The 14,986-nt window shown below is 37.7% G+C and carries 15 protein-coding genes; 11 read left to right on the top strand and 4 right to left on the bottom strand.

The genetic code is table 11. The annotated features are described in order from the left end of the window. Positions 1-45 precede the first annotated feature (45 nt). Positions 46-1,494 carry a BCD family MFS transporter gene (locus IGQ45_03280; protein MBF2056249.1) on the bottom strand — a complete coding sequence of 483 codons (1,449 nt, stop codon included), beginning with the start codon at positions 1,492-1,494 and terminating at the stop codon, positions 46-48. A 316-nt stretch (positions 1,495-1,810) separates the two neighbouring features. On the opposite strand from IGQ45_03280, the gene IGQ45_03285 reads away from it, so the two are divergent. From IGQ45_03285 to IGQ45_03295, 3 genes are all read left to right on the top strand, one after another. After that, positions 1,811-1,921: a PetM family cytochrome b6-f complex subunit 7 gene (locus tag IGQ45_03285; GenBank protein ID MBF2056250.1), complete on the top strand. Its 111-nt coding sequence runs from the start codon at positions 1,811-1,813 to the stop codon at positions 1,919-1,921. A 79-nt stretch (positions 1,922-2,000) separates the two neighbouring features. Then, positions 2,001-2,921 (top strand): TIGR01777 family protein, encoded by a 921-nt coding sequence (locus IGQ45_03290; GenBank protein ID MBF2056251.1) that lies wholly within the window; start codon positions 2,001-2,003, stop codon positions 2,919-2,921. A 158-nt stretch (positions 2,922-3,079) separates the two neighbouring features. Further along, positions 3,080-3,781 carry an HAD family phosphatase gene (locus IGQ45_03295; protein ID MBF2056252.1) on the top strand — a complete coding sequence of 234 codons (702 nt, stop codon included), beginning with the start codon at positions 3,080-3,082 and terminating at the stop codon, positions 3,779-3,781. A 76-nt stretch (positions 3,782-3,857) separates the two neighbouring features. Here the strand turns inward: IGQ45_03295 and IGQ45_03300 are convergent, their stop codons facing one another. Next, positions 3,858-4,358, bottom strand: coding sequence for a TIGR02652 family protein (locus IGQ45_03300; protein MBF2056253.1), 501 nt, complete (start codon positions 4,356-4,358; stop codon positions 3,858-3,860). Positions 4,359-4,675: 317 nt separating this feature from the next. On the opposite strand from IGQ45_03300, the gene IGQ45_03305 reads away from it, so the two are divergent. From IGQ45_03305 to IGQ45_03315, 3 genes are all read left to right on the top strand, one after another. Further along, entirely contained in the window at positions 4,676-4,885 is a 210-nt protein-coding gene (locus tag IGQ45_03305; GenBank protein ID MBF2056254.1) for a hypothetical protein, read from the top strand. A 101-nt stretch (positions 4,886-4,986) separates the two neighbouring features. Further along, a complete protein-coding gene (locus tag IGQ45_03310; protein ID MBF2056255.1) occupies positions 4,987-5,139 on the top strand; it encodes a hypothetical protein in 153 nt (50 codons plus the stop codon). A 299-nt stretch (positions 5,140-5,438) separates the two neighbouring features. Further along, positions 5,439-6,869 carry an aminotransferase class I/II-fold pyridoxal phosphate-dependent enzyme gene (locus tag IGQ45_03315; GenBank protein MBF2056256.1) on the top strand — a complete coding sequence of 477 codons (1,431 nt, stop codon included), beginning with the start codon at positions 5,439-5,441 and terminating at the stop codon, positions 6,867-6,869. A 159-nt stretch (positions 6,870-7,028) separates the two neighbouring features. Here the strand turns inward: IGQ45_03315 and IGQ45_03320 are convergent, their stop codons facing one another. Next, positions 7,029-8,150 (bottom strand): ABC transporter permease, encoded by a 1,122-nt coding sequence (locus IGQ45_03320; GenBank protein ID MBF2056257.1) that lies wholly within the window; start codon positions 8,148-8,150, stop codon positions 7,029-7,031. A gap of 103 nt (positions 8,151-8,253) precedes the next feature. Between IGQ45_03320 and IGQ45_03325 the strand changes: the two genes are divergently transcribed. The 5 genes from IGQ45_03325 to IGQ45_03345 all read left to right on the top strand — a co-directional run bounded on the left by IGQ45_03325 (position 8,254) and on the right by IGQ45_03345 (position 14,659). Next, entirely contained in the window at positions 8,254-8,475 is a 222-nt protein-coding gene (locus IGQ45_03325; protein ID MBF2056258.1) for an MscL family protein, read from the top strand. A 208-nt stretch (positions 8,476-8,683) separates the two neighbouring features. Continuing rightward, positions 8,684-9,709 carry an iron ABC transporter permease gene (locus tag IGQ45_03330; protein MBF2056259.1) on the top strand — a complete coding sequence of 342 codons (1,026 nt, stop codon included), beginning with the start codon at positions 8,684-8,686 and terminating at the stop codon, positions 9,707-9,709. A gap of 183 nt (positions 9,710-9,892) precedes the next feature. Continuing rightward, positions 9,893-10,684 carry an ABC transporter ATP-binding protein gene (locus tag IGQ45_03335; GenBank protein MBF2056260.1) on the top strand — a complete coding sequence of 264 codons (792 nt, stop codon included), beginning with the start codon at positions 9,893-9,895 and terminating at the stop codon, positions 10,682-10,684. Between the two features lie 177 nt (positions 10,685-10,861). Beyond that, a complete protein-coding gene (locus IGQ45_03340; protein MBF2056261.1) occupies positions 10,862-13,483 on the top strand; it encodes a TonB-dependent hemoglobin/transferrin/lactoferrin family receptor in 2,622 nt (873 codons plus the stop codon). 279 nt (positions 13,484-13,762) lie between these two features. Then, positions 13,763-14,659, top strand: coding sequence for an ABC transporter substrate-binding protein (locus IGQ45_03345; protein MBF2056262.1), 897 nt, complete (start codon positions 13,763-13,765; stop codon positions 14,657-14,659). Positions 14,660-14,698: 39 nt separating this feature from the next. Here the strand turns inward: IGQ45_03345 and IGQ45_03350 are convergent, their stop codons facing one another. After that, positions 14,699-14,842 carry a hypothetical protein gene (locus IGQ45_03350; GenBank protein ID MBF2056263.1) on the bottom strand — a complete coding sequence of 48 codons (144 nt, stop codon included), beginning with the start codon at positions 14,840-14,842 and terminating at the stop codon, positions 14,699-14,701. Positions 14,843-14,986 lie beyond the last annotated feature (144 nt).

The following is a 14,986-nucleotide window of genomic DNA, read 5'->3' on the forward strand; positions in this document are numbered from 1 at the left end:
ATTCTCTATCTTTCAGTAGTTTACTATTTATTATTGACTATATCATTAATCCAAATCACTTTCCATAACGAGAGTAGTAGCTTTGCGAGTGGATTCCTGAAACTCTTTAATATCAACCTGATTGAGTAGCAAAATAGCGAGAAGAATTATGATACTTTCGGTGAAAAACACCAAACTATAAGATAGCCAAACATTATCAAATAGTAGTTTGCCTAAATCTAACACCCATCCCCCTGAAGCGATGGCAATACCCCGCGCCATCGCTTGAGATAAACCCCAAGCGCCCACAAACGTACCAGCAGTTTCGGCTACAGTTAAATCTAACATTAAACTGAGAGAGCCGATAGTTGTAACACCAGCGCCTACCCCAAATAATACCATAGCCCCTTTTAACACATTTTCCTGTTGAGTTAAACCAGCGAGGATAATTAAACCGAAACAGATAGAAACTAAAACGCAACCGATGCGAGTGGTGTTAATTTTCCCTAAACGAGGCACAATGAAAAAGCCAGTTAAACTGTAACCGATGAGAATACCGATACCCCAATAAGAATTTAACATGGTAGTATCACCGATACTCATACCGAATACATCGCCACCATAAGGCTCTAATACTGATTCTTGCATAAATAAGCTGGTGGTTATCATCATTAAGAAAAAGAAAAAGATGGCGGTTTGACGGGAAGAAGTTAACACTTTTAGGGCTTCTTTTAAACCAATACTATCCTCTCTTTGAAGGGCGCTACTGCGTAAATGATAGCGAGAATAGGTTTTTTCAATCTTCCAAGTGCCAATGAAGGCGAGAAATATAACAACTATAGCGACTAACATAAATAAGAGGTTGATGGGCGCTTGTAAATTCGCCACGGTTAAAAGAGGGTTATCAGCATCACCGATAGCCAGTTTATCTAAGGATATTTTTCCTGTTACTCCACCAATAACAATACCTACCATTAACATTGACCAAATTGTAGCAACAATTTTCGAGCGCCCTTCCTCCTCCGAAATATCCACCAGTAAGGCAGTAAAAGGAGTGGAACTCATACCCAGCGCTCCTCCATGGAGTAAAAATGTTATACCTAGTAAAATACAGGCGCTAATGGTGGCAAAATTCCACTGCCAACCGTTATTAATTTCAATTTGATTACCTAAAAACCAAACGATTTGTAAGGCAATTAAAATGGTTATTCCTGCTAAAATAATCCCCGTGCGAATGTAACCGGTGCGGTGTAAACCAAATAACTTTTTACCGTCTGATAGTTGCCCCAACCAAACTCGAATGGGGGCAATTAATTGCGATAATGCTAAAGTGGTGGCGGCAATGGTGGCTGGAATGCCTAATTCCGTAATCATCACTCGATTTAATACCGCTAGGGTTAAGACTGCCATTAATCCTAAGCCGAGATTAAATAACCCTAAACGCAATACGGTGGGCATTTTTAAATCTGGTATCTCTGCGGTGAAGGGCGCTGGATTAGAGTAATTAGTTGTCATGTTAAGCTAGTTTTCGTGAGAATTGATTATTTATAAAGTTTCTTACAGTGCTTTGTAAATTACTAAACCACTTTTTTAATGTCTCGCAAAGGCGCAAAGGCGCAAAGATATTTTATGAGGATACAAGTGTGGTTTTAAGATGTGATGAGTTTTATTAATTGTAAGGCTAGAGAAAATTTTTCGTCTTACAAAATAATATCGCAAAAAATCACTGTTTTTAATACTTTTGCCCTTTGAAAACATTTTTTCATCAGATCCTAACTCAGGTTATAATCAGAATAATAAAAATTAACAGTTTAAAAAGGAGATATTCACAATGACGGCAGAAGGTATGTTATTTGGTGGCGCAATTCTTTGTTTTAGCGTTGTTTTAGTTGGTTTGGCTTGGGGTTTTTTACTACTCAAAGTTACTGGAGAAAGTGAGTAAATCTTATACAGCATTAGTTTAAAGAGGCAATGGGTTTAAACCCATTGTTGTTAAAAATGATATTAATTGAAAAGTAAAGATGAAAATTGCCATTACAGGTGCCACGGGATTTGTGGGGAAAGCATTAGTCGAAAAATTAGCGGTAAATCATCAAATCTTGGTTTTAACCCGTAGTGTGGAGAAGGCTAAATCAGTTTTTCCTGTTTATTTACAATCTAATCTGGAATTTGCTAGTTATACTCCCAAAACTGCTGGAGATTGGCAAGATAAAATTAATGGTTGTGATGGGGTGGTGAATTTGGCTGGGGCGCCCATCGCCGAAAAATGGAGTGGTAGTTATAAGCAGGAAATCCTTGCCAGTCGTCGAGATGGCACAAAAATGATTGTTGATGCCATCAAAAATTCTGCTCAAAAACCGCAATTTCTGATCAATGCTTCTGCTATTGGTTATTATGGCACTAGCGAAACCGCTACTTATACAGAAATTAGCCCCGCCGGTGATGATTTTCTCGCCCAAGTTTGTCAGGTATGGGAAGCGGAAGCGGAGAAGGTGAAAGAGGTGGGAGGGCGCTTAGTTATTTTCCGTTTTGGTATTGTGTTAGGGATGGGGGGCGCTTTAGCTAAAATGATACCACCTTTTAAGATTTTTGCGGGAGGTCCTATAGGCGAGGGTAAACAGTGGTTTTCTTGGATTCATATTGATGATGTTGTGAATTTAATTGTTACTGCCATGGAAAATAATAATATTGAAGGCACTTTTAATGCCACAGCGCCCTTCCCCGTTACCATGAATAATTTATGTGAGAAGTTAGGGGAAGTAATGAAGCGCCCTTCTTGGTTGCCTGTACCTAGTTTTGCTTTAGAATTATTATTAGGAGAAGGGGCAAAAGTTGTTTTAGAAGGGCAAAAAGTCTTACCAGAAAAGACAACGGAAGTGATTAACTATAATTATCAGTATCCTGAAATAAAACTAGCATTAACACAAATTATCAATGGATAATGGATTAAAAGGGCAAAGTTAAAAGGGCAAGGGGCAAAGGAAATTATTAATTCATAATTCATAATTCATAATCTCCCCTGCTTCCCTTTCTCCCCTTTCTCCCCTGCTTCCCTCTCTCCCCCTGCTTCCCTTTCTACTTGTAAAAAAAATCACCAATCATGACACTAAAGGCGATTTTATTTGATTTCAATGGAGTAATCATCAATGATGAATCTATCCATAAACAATTAATCGAAGAATTATTAATCGGTGAAAATCTCCGTCTAGCGCCCTCCGACTATGATAGTTTCTGTTGGGGAAGGGGTGACTATGCCTGTCTAAAAGATTTATTAGCGAATAAAGGGCGTGTAGTATCAGAAGAATATATCAGTAAGTTAATTAACCAAAAATCAACCCAATATTGCCAAATCATTAATAATCTCGAATCACTACCGTTATACGAGTCTGTCATCGGTTTTCTGCGGCAAATGCCCGAAAAATGTCTGATAGTGGGTTTAGTGTCCGGCGCCCCCCTAGAGGAAGTACAATTAATTTTAGACCGTGCCAATTTATCATCTATCTTTAGTATCATCGTTTCTGCTGAGGATAAGTGCGCTGGAAAACCATCCCCCGAATCTTACCAACGCGCCTTACAAAAGTTGCAGGAAAAACACCCAGATTTATGCCTAGGAGCCAGTAATTGCCTTGTGGTAGAAGATACCTTCCCAGGAATTAAAGCAGGGCAAAACGCCCAAATGCAAGTAGTCGGTATCACCCATACTTATCCCTTTCACCTATTACACCGTAAAGCGGATTGGTGCGCTGATTATCTTGGTGAATTAGATTTAGACAGAATTTCTCAAGTTATGGCAAATAATTAGGCTTTGCTGAATAACTCAACACCCTTTCCCTCTTCCCTTTTCTCTACCTCAATGACACCACTAATGAGTGCAAACCTTACTCAAATAGACGGAAGTAGGGATAACGAGAAGGGCTACCTTTTTCTTTTTCTAATTGAAAATTCACAATTTCCCATTGTGGGCTATGGTGAGGGGCGCTGAATTCCACTGGTAAACCATATAATACCTGACTTTTTACCGATTCTTTTGACCAATGATTTCCTTTTTCTAAATAAGAACTAATTAAAGATTCATAGCGATGGGCAATTATAATTTTAGTAGCACGATAACCATCTGTGTATAAACGCTCTAACGCTTCATGAATCTCAAAACGGATACCATCAGGATGGGTATGCTGTCGATACCATTTGTCTTCCCATTGTCGCCATTGTCGCCCTGATTGCAAATGCACTAATACTTCTGTATTAGGATCGGCTTCAAATGCTCCATGACGAGGGCATAAGTAACTATCTGTTAAGGTTAATGCTTCGATTTGTTGCCGACAATGGGGACATTGAATTTGAGGACCGAATATGGGATATTGAAGACTTAGATTCATCCATTTATTGAAAATTTTGCTATTTTTATTCTAATCAATAATTATCTTACTTCGAGATTGATTAGGTAAGCAAAATTAACTGAGTATTTCATTGTTAATGTGAAGACCCTGCATATAATTTCGTCAATGTCAAAAACCCAATGGAGTGACAAATATAATTAACCCTACCAGAGAGTTTAATTTTGTTCCTTTATAAAACAAGGTTGTTAAGATAAATAAACTTTTAACAAAAACCGTCAAATTTGATACAGTTATGTTATATTAAATACTGTAAGGATAAATCGTTCATCTGTTGACACAGACGGAAGTAAGAAGCGATGAAAGTTTCTGAAGGAACGCGCCTCGAATCTAACCACAACAAAATTAGAGGAGGCGACATTATGAACGCTAATCAAACGTCAAGTAATAATTCGGTTGGTTCTGTTTCTCAACAAGCTCGTTTACTGATGAGAAATAGTCGGCAACGTCAGCAAAACCGTCAGGCGAATATGTTAACCAGAATCTCTAATGAAGTAGGACTTCAATAATTATTCTGTTAATAGTTTTATAGATATTATTTCATCTTTAGAAGAGAGGTTTTCTAGCCTCTGTCTATTATTCCAATTTTAGTAATTTCAGGAGTTATCCCATGATTAAGCAAAGCACATTACAACAAGCAAAAAAAGCTCATCGTCAATCTTTACTATCTACTTTAGAGCATCGTTTAGAGATTGCTAGAACTAAAGGTCAAGATTCTTTAGTTAATCAATTAGAGGCGGAAAAACGCTATTATCTCAACTAGGTATTGAGATAAAATTAATTTAGTTCAGTGACTAAGTTTATTATTTATTCATTTTTTGAGTTGATTGTTTTAGGGGATGATCAATCCCCTTTTTTATTGTTTAAAAGTCATAATGTAGCAAGTGTTAGCTAAGAAACTGTTTGAAAAGTGATGATCATTATAGAATAATTACCATCTTTCCTAATGTGATTATTCATATCAATATTTTTTTTATCTAAATGCTAAAAATAGGGATTTTTTAGATACACTTTTCCCTTTGAAAACTTTTGCTCTTTTTACTTTATAAATTATTTATTATTGTGACAACTCCAATTATTTCTCAGCTACAAACATTATCCCAGCGCCCTCATGCGCGGTTTTATTGCCCGGGCCATAAAGGGGGAAAAGGGGCTGATATTGCCTTACTGAGTTTGCTAGGGGGAAGGGCGCTGGATGCTGATTTACCTGAGTTGCCGGAGTTGGACAATTTATTTGCACCAGCAGGGGTAATTAAGGAGGCACAAGAATTAACAGCGCCCGTCTTCGGTGCTAAAAATAGTTGGTTTTTAATAAATGGTTCAACTTGTGGCGTAATTGCTAGTATTTTAGCTACTTGTGGGAAAGGGGATAAGATTGTTTTACCACGTAATGTTCATCAATCGGCAATTTTTGGCTTAATTTTGTCGGGCGCTATGCCTATTTTTATTAGCCCTGAATATGATAGTAATTTTAATGTATGTTATGGTGTTTCTCCTCGACAAATTACTAAAATATTAAACGAAAATGATGATATTAAAGCGGTGTTGATAGTTTCTCCTAGCTATGAGGGCATATGCAGTAATATTTCTGAAATTGCGAAAATTACGCATCAATACAATATCCCTCTTTTGGTGGACGAAGCACACGGCGCTCATTTTCATTTTCATGATAATTTACCTTCATCGGCTTTAAGTTGCGGGGCTGATGTGGTTATTCAGTCAACTCATAAGGTGTTGGGGGCGCTGACTCAGGCTTCGATGATTCATTTACAGGGAGATTTAGTCAAAAAAGAGCGTATTAGTGAAGTTTTAAGGCTTTTACAATCTTCTAGTCCTAATTATCTTCTTTTAGCTTCTTTAGATGCAGTAAGAGAACAAATGGCAAGGGAAGGCAAGGAATTATTAACTAAGACTATTAATTTAGCAACATTAGCTAGAAATGAGCTTGAAAAATTTGATTATTTACAAGTTTTACAGCGCCCTTCACCGCAGGATAATTTTTTCGATTTAGATATAACTAGATTGACAATTAATGTTAATAATTTATCTTTAAATGGTTATGAAATAGATGATATTTTTCATCGAGAATTAGGTGTAAGTTGTGAGTTGCCCACTGCTACTAATTTGACTTTTATTATCTCTATTGGTAATACTGAAACAGATATAAAAATGTTAATTAATGCTTGTGAAAAAATTGCTCCCTATCAAACTAATCAAGTTAAAAATTACTTAATTCCCCCTCAACCTTTAAGCCATGTTAAAATGTCGCCCCGTCAAGCCTTTTGGGCAAGTAAAATCTCTGTGACTTTTGCTGATAGTATCAATCATATTTGTGCTGAAACTATTTGCCCTTATCCTCCGGGTATTCCTCTTCTCATGCCGGGGGAAGTTATTACTCGTGAAATTATAGACTATTTAACTCTTTTACAAGAATGGGGCGCTACGGTGACGGGCGCTGATCATAATTTCATTCAAATAGTCAAGTCCCTTTAGGGAGAGAGAAAAAGATATACTCGTTAACATAAATGAAATAGTCAGGTTTAACGATAATTGTGTAATCTGTTAACAACTTCATAATTGTGAGAGAAATTTAATAAATTATTACAGTTATTTTATTGAAGATAAAACCCCTTAAGTTTGATGTGGAAAGTTTCAACGATTAGATTTAAGACTTTTTGGATCTAAAGCATCTCGTAAACCATCCCCTAATAAATTAAACGATAAAACTGTGAGAATAATTAAAATTGCAGGGGGAATAATTAACCAAGGTTGCAATACAATAATGGAAGCATTAGAAGCTAAAGAAAGTAAGTTTCCCCAACTAGGATCAGGTTGTTGAATACCCAAACCAATCAAACTTAACACCGATTCAGCCACAATAAAACTCGGTATAGAAAGAGTCGCAGAAATAACAATATAAGTAGCAGTTTGAGGAAGAATGTGTTTAATAATAATATAAAAAGGTTTTGCCCCCAGCGCCCGTGCCGATTGCACAAATTCTTGCTCTTTCAGGGCTAAAACTTGCCCTCTAATGACTCTAGCTAGTCCAGACCAACCAATAAAAGAAGTAATTAAAACAATCAATAAAAACCGTTGACTACTGCTTAAACTAGGCGGTAAAACGGCGGCTAAAGCCACTAATAAATATATACCGGGTATAGTCATTAAAACTTCCACTAAGCGCATTAAAATATTATCAATTAAACCACCAAAATAACCAGCAATACCACCAATTAAAAGACCTAAAGGAAAAGATATTAAAATACCAATTATGCCAATAAATAAACTAATTCTTCCCCCGAATAATAATCGAGTAAATTGATCTCTACCTTGTTCATCTGTACCTAAAATATTAATTTGTGCATCTCCCATGGCACCAAATAAATGACGGTCAAATTTAAAGCCTGAAAAGATTTCTTTTTCTGCAAAAGTAGGTGGTAGAGGTAGTTTAATTTGTAATAATTGATAGGGCAAACCTTTCACAAAAAAGCGTAGGGGAGAAGGTTTCGTAAAATCAACGTCTAATAATCGCTCTCCCGTTGTTAAATCTGTAGCCCCCTGAGTGGTAGGATAAACATGAGCGCCAATAAATTGCCGTTGTGCAGTGCGCCAATATATCTGGGTAGGTGGTAATAATGAACTATTGTCAAGGGCGCTGTAAGGATTATAAGGCGCTATAAAATCCGCTCCAATCACCATAATATAAAAGAAAAAGAGAATTATTGCCCCTAATTTAGCGAGGGGATTTTTGCGTAATTTGCGCCACCAATTCATATTTTTATTACCAATTCAAAATAATTTTGCTATTGTAACCGTGTTTAAAATATAACAAAATTCACGTTATAAACCAGATAATAAATATAAGGAGTTACCTAAAATGAGTAGTTTTTTTAAAGAGTTTCGTCAATTTATCATGCGCGGAAACGTCATCGATTTAGCCGTGGCTGTTATTATTGGTGGTGCATTTAGTGGCATCATTAATTCTTTTGTCACAGATATTATCACCCCTTTGATTCTAGCGCCCTCCACCCCGGAAGTTATCGCCCAAGAAAATCTTACCAAAGCCATCGAAAAATTAACGGAGGTAATGAATGAGTAAGGGAGAAGGGGAGAAGGGGAGAAAAAATTTAGAATTTAGAATTTAGAAAACAATTACTTCTACATTTTGCATTCCTTCCATTATCAATTATCCATTATACTAATGATTATAGTTTGCAATAATTTTTAAATCTTGTTATACTCTTTAACTAAGTAATCGCTAATTACTTTCATTAACTAAGCAAACTAATCAATTATAAATCAATTAAATGGAGGTTAATGCACTTGTGAAGGGTCGTAATCTAGCCATACAAGATGAACGATCCAGAGCACTATTAGTAATATTTTTTATTTGTTTAGCCTTGTTACTAACCTTTTTAGTGTCTTTGTCCATAGGCTCAGTTTCCCTCAGTTTAGGGGAAATTTATCAGGCTTTATGGCATCAAGGAGAAAGGTTAAATCAAGTTATCATCTGGGATTTACGGCTACCGCGCATTTTATCGGCTTTTCTCGTTGGTTCTGCTTTGGGGACTTCGGGCGCTTTATTGCAAGGGATGTTACGCAATTCTCTGGCGACTCCCTTCCTGCTCGGTATTTCGGCGGGCGCTGGTTTGGTAGTAGTTGTATTAATTACCTTTGATGTATTTTTATTTTTGATTCCCCTTGCCTCGTGGGTGGGCGCTGTGTTAACTACTGCGTTGGTGTATTTTTTGGCAAAACAAAGTAATGGTATCAATGTAGAGCGTTTAATTCTGGGCGGTGTAGCAGTGTCTTCTCTCTTTGGCGCAATTCAAACTACTTTATTGCTGATGTCGGAAGATGGGCGCATTCAACGGGCGCTTAACTGGATTGTGGGTAGTCTCAATGGTAGGGGTTGGGGTGAGTTAAAATTAGCCACTCCTTACATCATCCTTGCTTTAGTATTGGCTTGTCTATTATCCCGTTATGTCAATGTGCTTAATTTGGGGGATGAATTAGCGGTGGGTTTGGGCATACCTCTAGGGCGTTCACGTTTACTCATCGGTGGCACGGCAACCCTTTTGGCGGCGGGCGCAGTTAGCATCGCTGGTTTAATCGGTTTTGTGGGATTACTCGTACCCCATGCCATGCGTTTTCTGCTCAAAAGCAATGATTATCGTCTGCTCATTCCTCTTTCGGCGGTGGGAGGGGCGCTGGTTTTGGCTTGGGCTGATTTGCTCTCAAGGATGGGCGCTGTGGAGTTGCCGGTGGGCGCTGTAACTGCTCTTTTTGGTTCTCCTTTATTCGTCTGGTTGCTTTATCGGCGCTCTGTTTAAGGGATGCCCTCACCCCCAGCCCCTCTCCCACAGGAGAGGGGGGAAAAGTAGGTTGGGTTGAGGTAACGAAACCCAACAATAAAACAGTAAGCAAGATTTAGACACATCAACAAACAACAAAAAACCCCTTATTTATAAAAATGAAGGGGCGATCAAATTGTATTTTACTAATTTAATTAAACCATGCCTTTAAACAGTTATAACCTCAGTGGTGGCTATGAGGGGCGCACCATTGTCCATAATCTCGATCTCGATATACATTCGGGGGAGTGGCTTAGTTTGGTGGGCGCTAATGGTTCGGGAAAATCAACTTTTCTCAAGTTACTGTCTCGCATTCTCTCTCCTTCTCAGGGAAAAGTTTTGTTAGATGGCAAAGAAATTTACGCTTTACCTCCTGCGGTGGTGGCTAAACGCATCGCTATTTTACCCCAACAGCAAACTATTCCATCTGGTTTAACGGTGCGTCAGTTGGTGGCTTTAGGGCGCACTCCACACCAGTCATGGTATCAGTGGGATTTAACTAAAGAGGATCGAGAAGCGGTGGATTTAGCTTTAGCAGAAACTGATTTAACGGCAAAAAGTGAGCGCCCAGTAACTCAATTATCAGGGGGGGAAAGGCAACGGGCTTTTTTAGCCTTAGCTTTAGCCCAAAATCCGCAAATCCTCTTACTGGATGAACCGACTACCTATCTTGATATTCATTATCAATTACAGTTGTTGGATTTATTGAAAAAGTTGCATCGACAGGGATTAACCATCATTACCGTTTTACATGAAATTAACCTCGCTGTGAGATACAGTGACAGACTTGCTTTCTTGAGGGGAGGGCGCTTGTTTACGGTGGGAAAAACTGAGGAGGTTTTGACAGTAGAAAATATCGCTCAAGTTTTTGATGTGCAGGTGGCGATTATTTCTACTCCAGTGGGTGAGCAGATTTGTCCTCTTTCTCCTTCCCTTGATTTGATTCAGGCTTGATTTACCCTCACCCCCAACCCCTCTCCCACAGGAGAGGGGGGTAATATTTTTTATTTTTTATGGGGATAAAACAGTATCTCAAGGGTTGGTTTTGGTGGGCAATGCCCACCCTACTGATTATTAGGAGGGGTTAAAACCTCGTTTAACAAATTCATAACAATTAATTGGTGTGAGCAAATGAACAAAAAAACAGCAAATGTCTTAACATTTACATCATTATCTTTAATCGCTTTAACTGCTAATCAATCAGTATTAGCTCAAAATAAATTATCATTTATTAATCATAAAAGTACCAACTTTTTACTAACACAAAATAATGAAAATGTCAAGCAAATTACCGATTTATTAATTGAAGAAAACGATAATCAATTATCATTAACTATCGTCACTCAAGATGGAAAATCTATTGTACCTCTCATCATGAGAGAAGAAAATCGTTTAGTTATTGACTTAGTTGACAGCGCCCTCCAAACTGACATTATCAGGGTAAATCCCACCGCAAATATTGCGGAAATTAGTTTAAAAACCCTTGATGATAGCACCGTTAGATTAACAATTATTAGTAATAATAACCGTAATTATCAAGCCCAAATTATTCCTTCAGATAGGAACTTAATCTTGGGAATTAGTGAGAGAAATTTTGCTCAAAATTTACCTAATTTAGATGATATAACCATCACTATTACTGGCACTAGAACCGCTAGAAGTTTATTAGATTCTGCTAACTCTATTACCATTATAGATTCCCAACAAATTGAGCGACAATTAATCAATGATATACAAGATTTAGTGCGCTATGAACCCGGTGTTTCTGTGGGTAGAAATGCCAACCGTTTTGGCAATCAAGATTTTAATATTCGGGGTATTGACGGCAACCGAGTTTTATTACAAGTAGATGGTATTTCTGTACCAGATAACTATGTCGGTAGAGGAAGGGATTATTTTAACTTAGAAACCACTAGACGGGTGGAAATCATTAAAGGTCCAGCTTCTGCTTTATACGGTAGTGATGCCATCGGGGGTGTAGTATCATTTATTACTAAAGACCCTCAAGATTATCTCAATACCTTTGGTAATTCCTTTTATAGTAGTGGTCAAATTGGTTATGATACCAGTAGTGAGTTACTTAATCTTACAGGAGTAATCGCAGGGGAAGACGAAGACGGAAAGCTACAATTTTCCGCAGTGGCTAGTTTTACCGATGGTAGCGAATTAAAAACGGTGACGGGCGCTGAAACTAACCCTCAAAAAATTACGGGTTACAGTCTCACCAGCAAGTTAGTTTACAATTTCGATGAAAATAGCAGTCTCAAATTCACAGGAGAATTTTTACGAGATGATGTTGATACTGTAGTATTAAATGAAATTGGTAGCACTCCATTTAACGTGCGCCCGCCAAACTTCATCTTTTTTGATCGTCAGGAAGTTAACGCTGACGACACACGCAGTCGCAATCGTCTCAGCCTTGACTATAATTATCAATCTCCTAATCCCAGTTGGTTAGAGAATCTCAACGCTAAAATTTATTATCAAAATGCTAATATCAAAGAAAAAAAATTATCTGTTGGTATTCAGCAGAGTTTTGGACAGGAGCAACCGAGTTTTCGCCCTGTCACTAGGGATGAGTTAAACCAGTTTAAACAGGATATTTTTGGTGCTGAATTGCAGTTACAGAGCGATTTTAATACGGGTAGGGCTTCCCATCGTCTCGTTTATGGGGTAGATTTTTCCCAGACTAGCACATCTCGCCCCCGGGATAATACTTTAATTTTTGCTGATGGCACTACCAGTAAATTTGTAGTGGGGGAAACCTTTCCGAATAAAACTTTTCCTGATACAGATACCACTAGATTAGGGCTTTATTTACAGGATGAAATTGAAATCGGGCGCTTTTCTATTATTCCTGCCATTCGTTGGGATTATTTCGGTTTAAATGCCAAGGAAGATGATGATTTTCGCCGTATTAATGTAGATGGTTTCACTGTGGAAAATCGTAGCGATTCGGCATTTTCTCCTAAGATTGGCATTGTCTATAAACCTAGGGATGAATTAGCGCTGTATGGGCAATATGCGCGCGGTTTTCGTAGCCCTCCTTATGATGATGCTAATATTGGTTTTACTAATTTTGCCTTTGGTTATGCGGTGTTACCTAATGCTAATTTGAAACCAGAAAAAAGCAATAGTTTTGAAGTAGGAATTAGAGGTAATTATCCTCAATTTAACTTTAGTTTAGCTGGTTTTTATAATGACTATGAGGATTTTATTGACACGGTTAATGTTGGCACTCGTGCCGATGGTTTCCAGCAGTTTCAGAGTCAAAATATCGACAGCGCCCGTATCTATGGTATCGAGGCTAAAACTGAGTATTTCTTCAACCCTGATAAAACTGGTTTTAGTGTTTTAGGTAGTCTGGCTTGGGCTGTGGGAGACAGTGATTCGGGTAGTGGTTTTGTGCCATTAAACTCAGTTAATCCTTTTGAGGCGGTGTTAGGAGTGCGCTATCGTGCTGATGAGGATAAATGGGGTACACAATTACTCAGCACTTTTGTGGGCGCTAAATCTGCCGATCGCATTGATGGAGAGAATTTATTTGCCCCTGATGGTTATGTGTTATTAGATTTAATTAGTTACTATAATTTTTCTCCTAATACTTCTCTTAATGTAGGTTTATTTAACTTGTTTAATACGGAATATTTTTCATGGTCTGATGTGCGCGGTTTAACTGCTGATAATGCTAATTTACCTCGTTATGCACCACCCGGTTTTAATATGGGAGTTAATTTTATCGTGCGCTTTTAATTTATTTTTTCATGGGTAATTATTATGCACTACCCAATAAATTTTTAGTAAAAAAATTTGTTTTTTTCTGTGTAGGGGTTGAATATCATTCAACCCAATTTGAACAGATGAATTATTGAGGTTTTATCCCTTCGTAATTTACTCACCGTGTAATGAATTACACGGCTAATAATATATCGTTCAATGAATTGAACTTTTAGAAATTATCGAGTTATTAAAAAGGGGGTTACATCCCCTTGCTTCTTGCCCTTTTGACTAAATTTTAATTGGTATTAACGAATGAAAAAAATTAATTTATCTTTATTAATCAAACTTAGTTTAATTATCTCTTTATTTGGAGTTACCGCTTGTAATAACACCACTAATTCAGTAAGTGAAAATAATAGCACACCAGTAGAAAATCCAGCGCCCTCCACCGCCGTTAACCGCATTGTCGCCTTAACTTCCCTCAGTGCTGATATTATTCAGCAATTAGAGCCGACTAAATTAGTCGGGATTCCCGGTAGTAGTTTATTAAAAGAAGATAGCCGTTTTAACGATTTGGTGATGGTGAGTGAAGGGCGCACTCCGCCGGATTTAGAGAAAATTATGGCACTTGAGCCTGATTTGGTGGTGGGCGCAGAAGGTTTTAGCGATCAAATTCTCACTCGTTTAGAAGAATTGGGCGTAAAAACCATGACTACAAATATTAATAGTTGGGCTTCATTATTACAAATGATCGAAGAATTGGCAACGGTGACGGGCGCTGATGCAGAACCTTTAATTAACCGTTATCAAGCCATGATTCCTGATAATTTAGACTCTAATTCTTCTATTTTAATTTTAGTTAGTCGTCAACCAATTTTAGCACCTAATAAAAATAGTTGGACAGGGGATTTATTAACCCAATTTAAATATCAAAATGTGGTAGCAGATTTGCAAGGAAGTTCAGAATTTGGTGGTTATGTCACACTGTCTCCTGAGAAAATTTTAGAGACAAATCCCGAAAAAATTATTATAGTTGACCCAGCTAGAGAAGGTATATTAGAGCAATTAAAAAAAGAGCCTTTTTGGAGTGAATTAACAGCAGTGAAAGAAGATAAAATTTATGACTTTGATTACTATGGATTAGTTAATCCGGGCAGTATGAAAAAAGTAGAAGAAACCTTAATTAAATTAGCACAAGAAATAAAATGAATTATGAATTATGAATTATGAATTATGAATTATGAATTATTATCTCCTAGCTTCCCTTTCCACCTCTGCTTCCCCTTCCACCCCTGCTTCCCCTTCCACCCCTGCTTCCCTTTCCACCCCTGCTTCCCCTTCCACCCCTGCTTCCCCTTCCACCTCTGCTTCCTCTGCATCCCTTTCCTTCACCCTAACCAGAAATCATAGGGAAAATCACCAACGCCCAAATTTTTAATTCTTCATTTGAACGTTCGTTGCGACAGTCCCCAATCTCAGCAAAGCGGATTGGGGAAGGATAGCGACACCCTTATTTATTTCCCCCCTTCTTGATTT

Origin of the sequence: Cyanobacterium sp. T60_A2020_053, from assembly GCA_015272165.1 — a bacterium.
GTDB lineage: Bacteria > Cyanobacteriota > Cyanobacteriia > Cyanobacteriales > Cyanobacteriaceae > Cyanobacterium.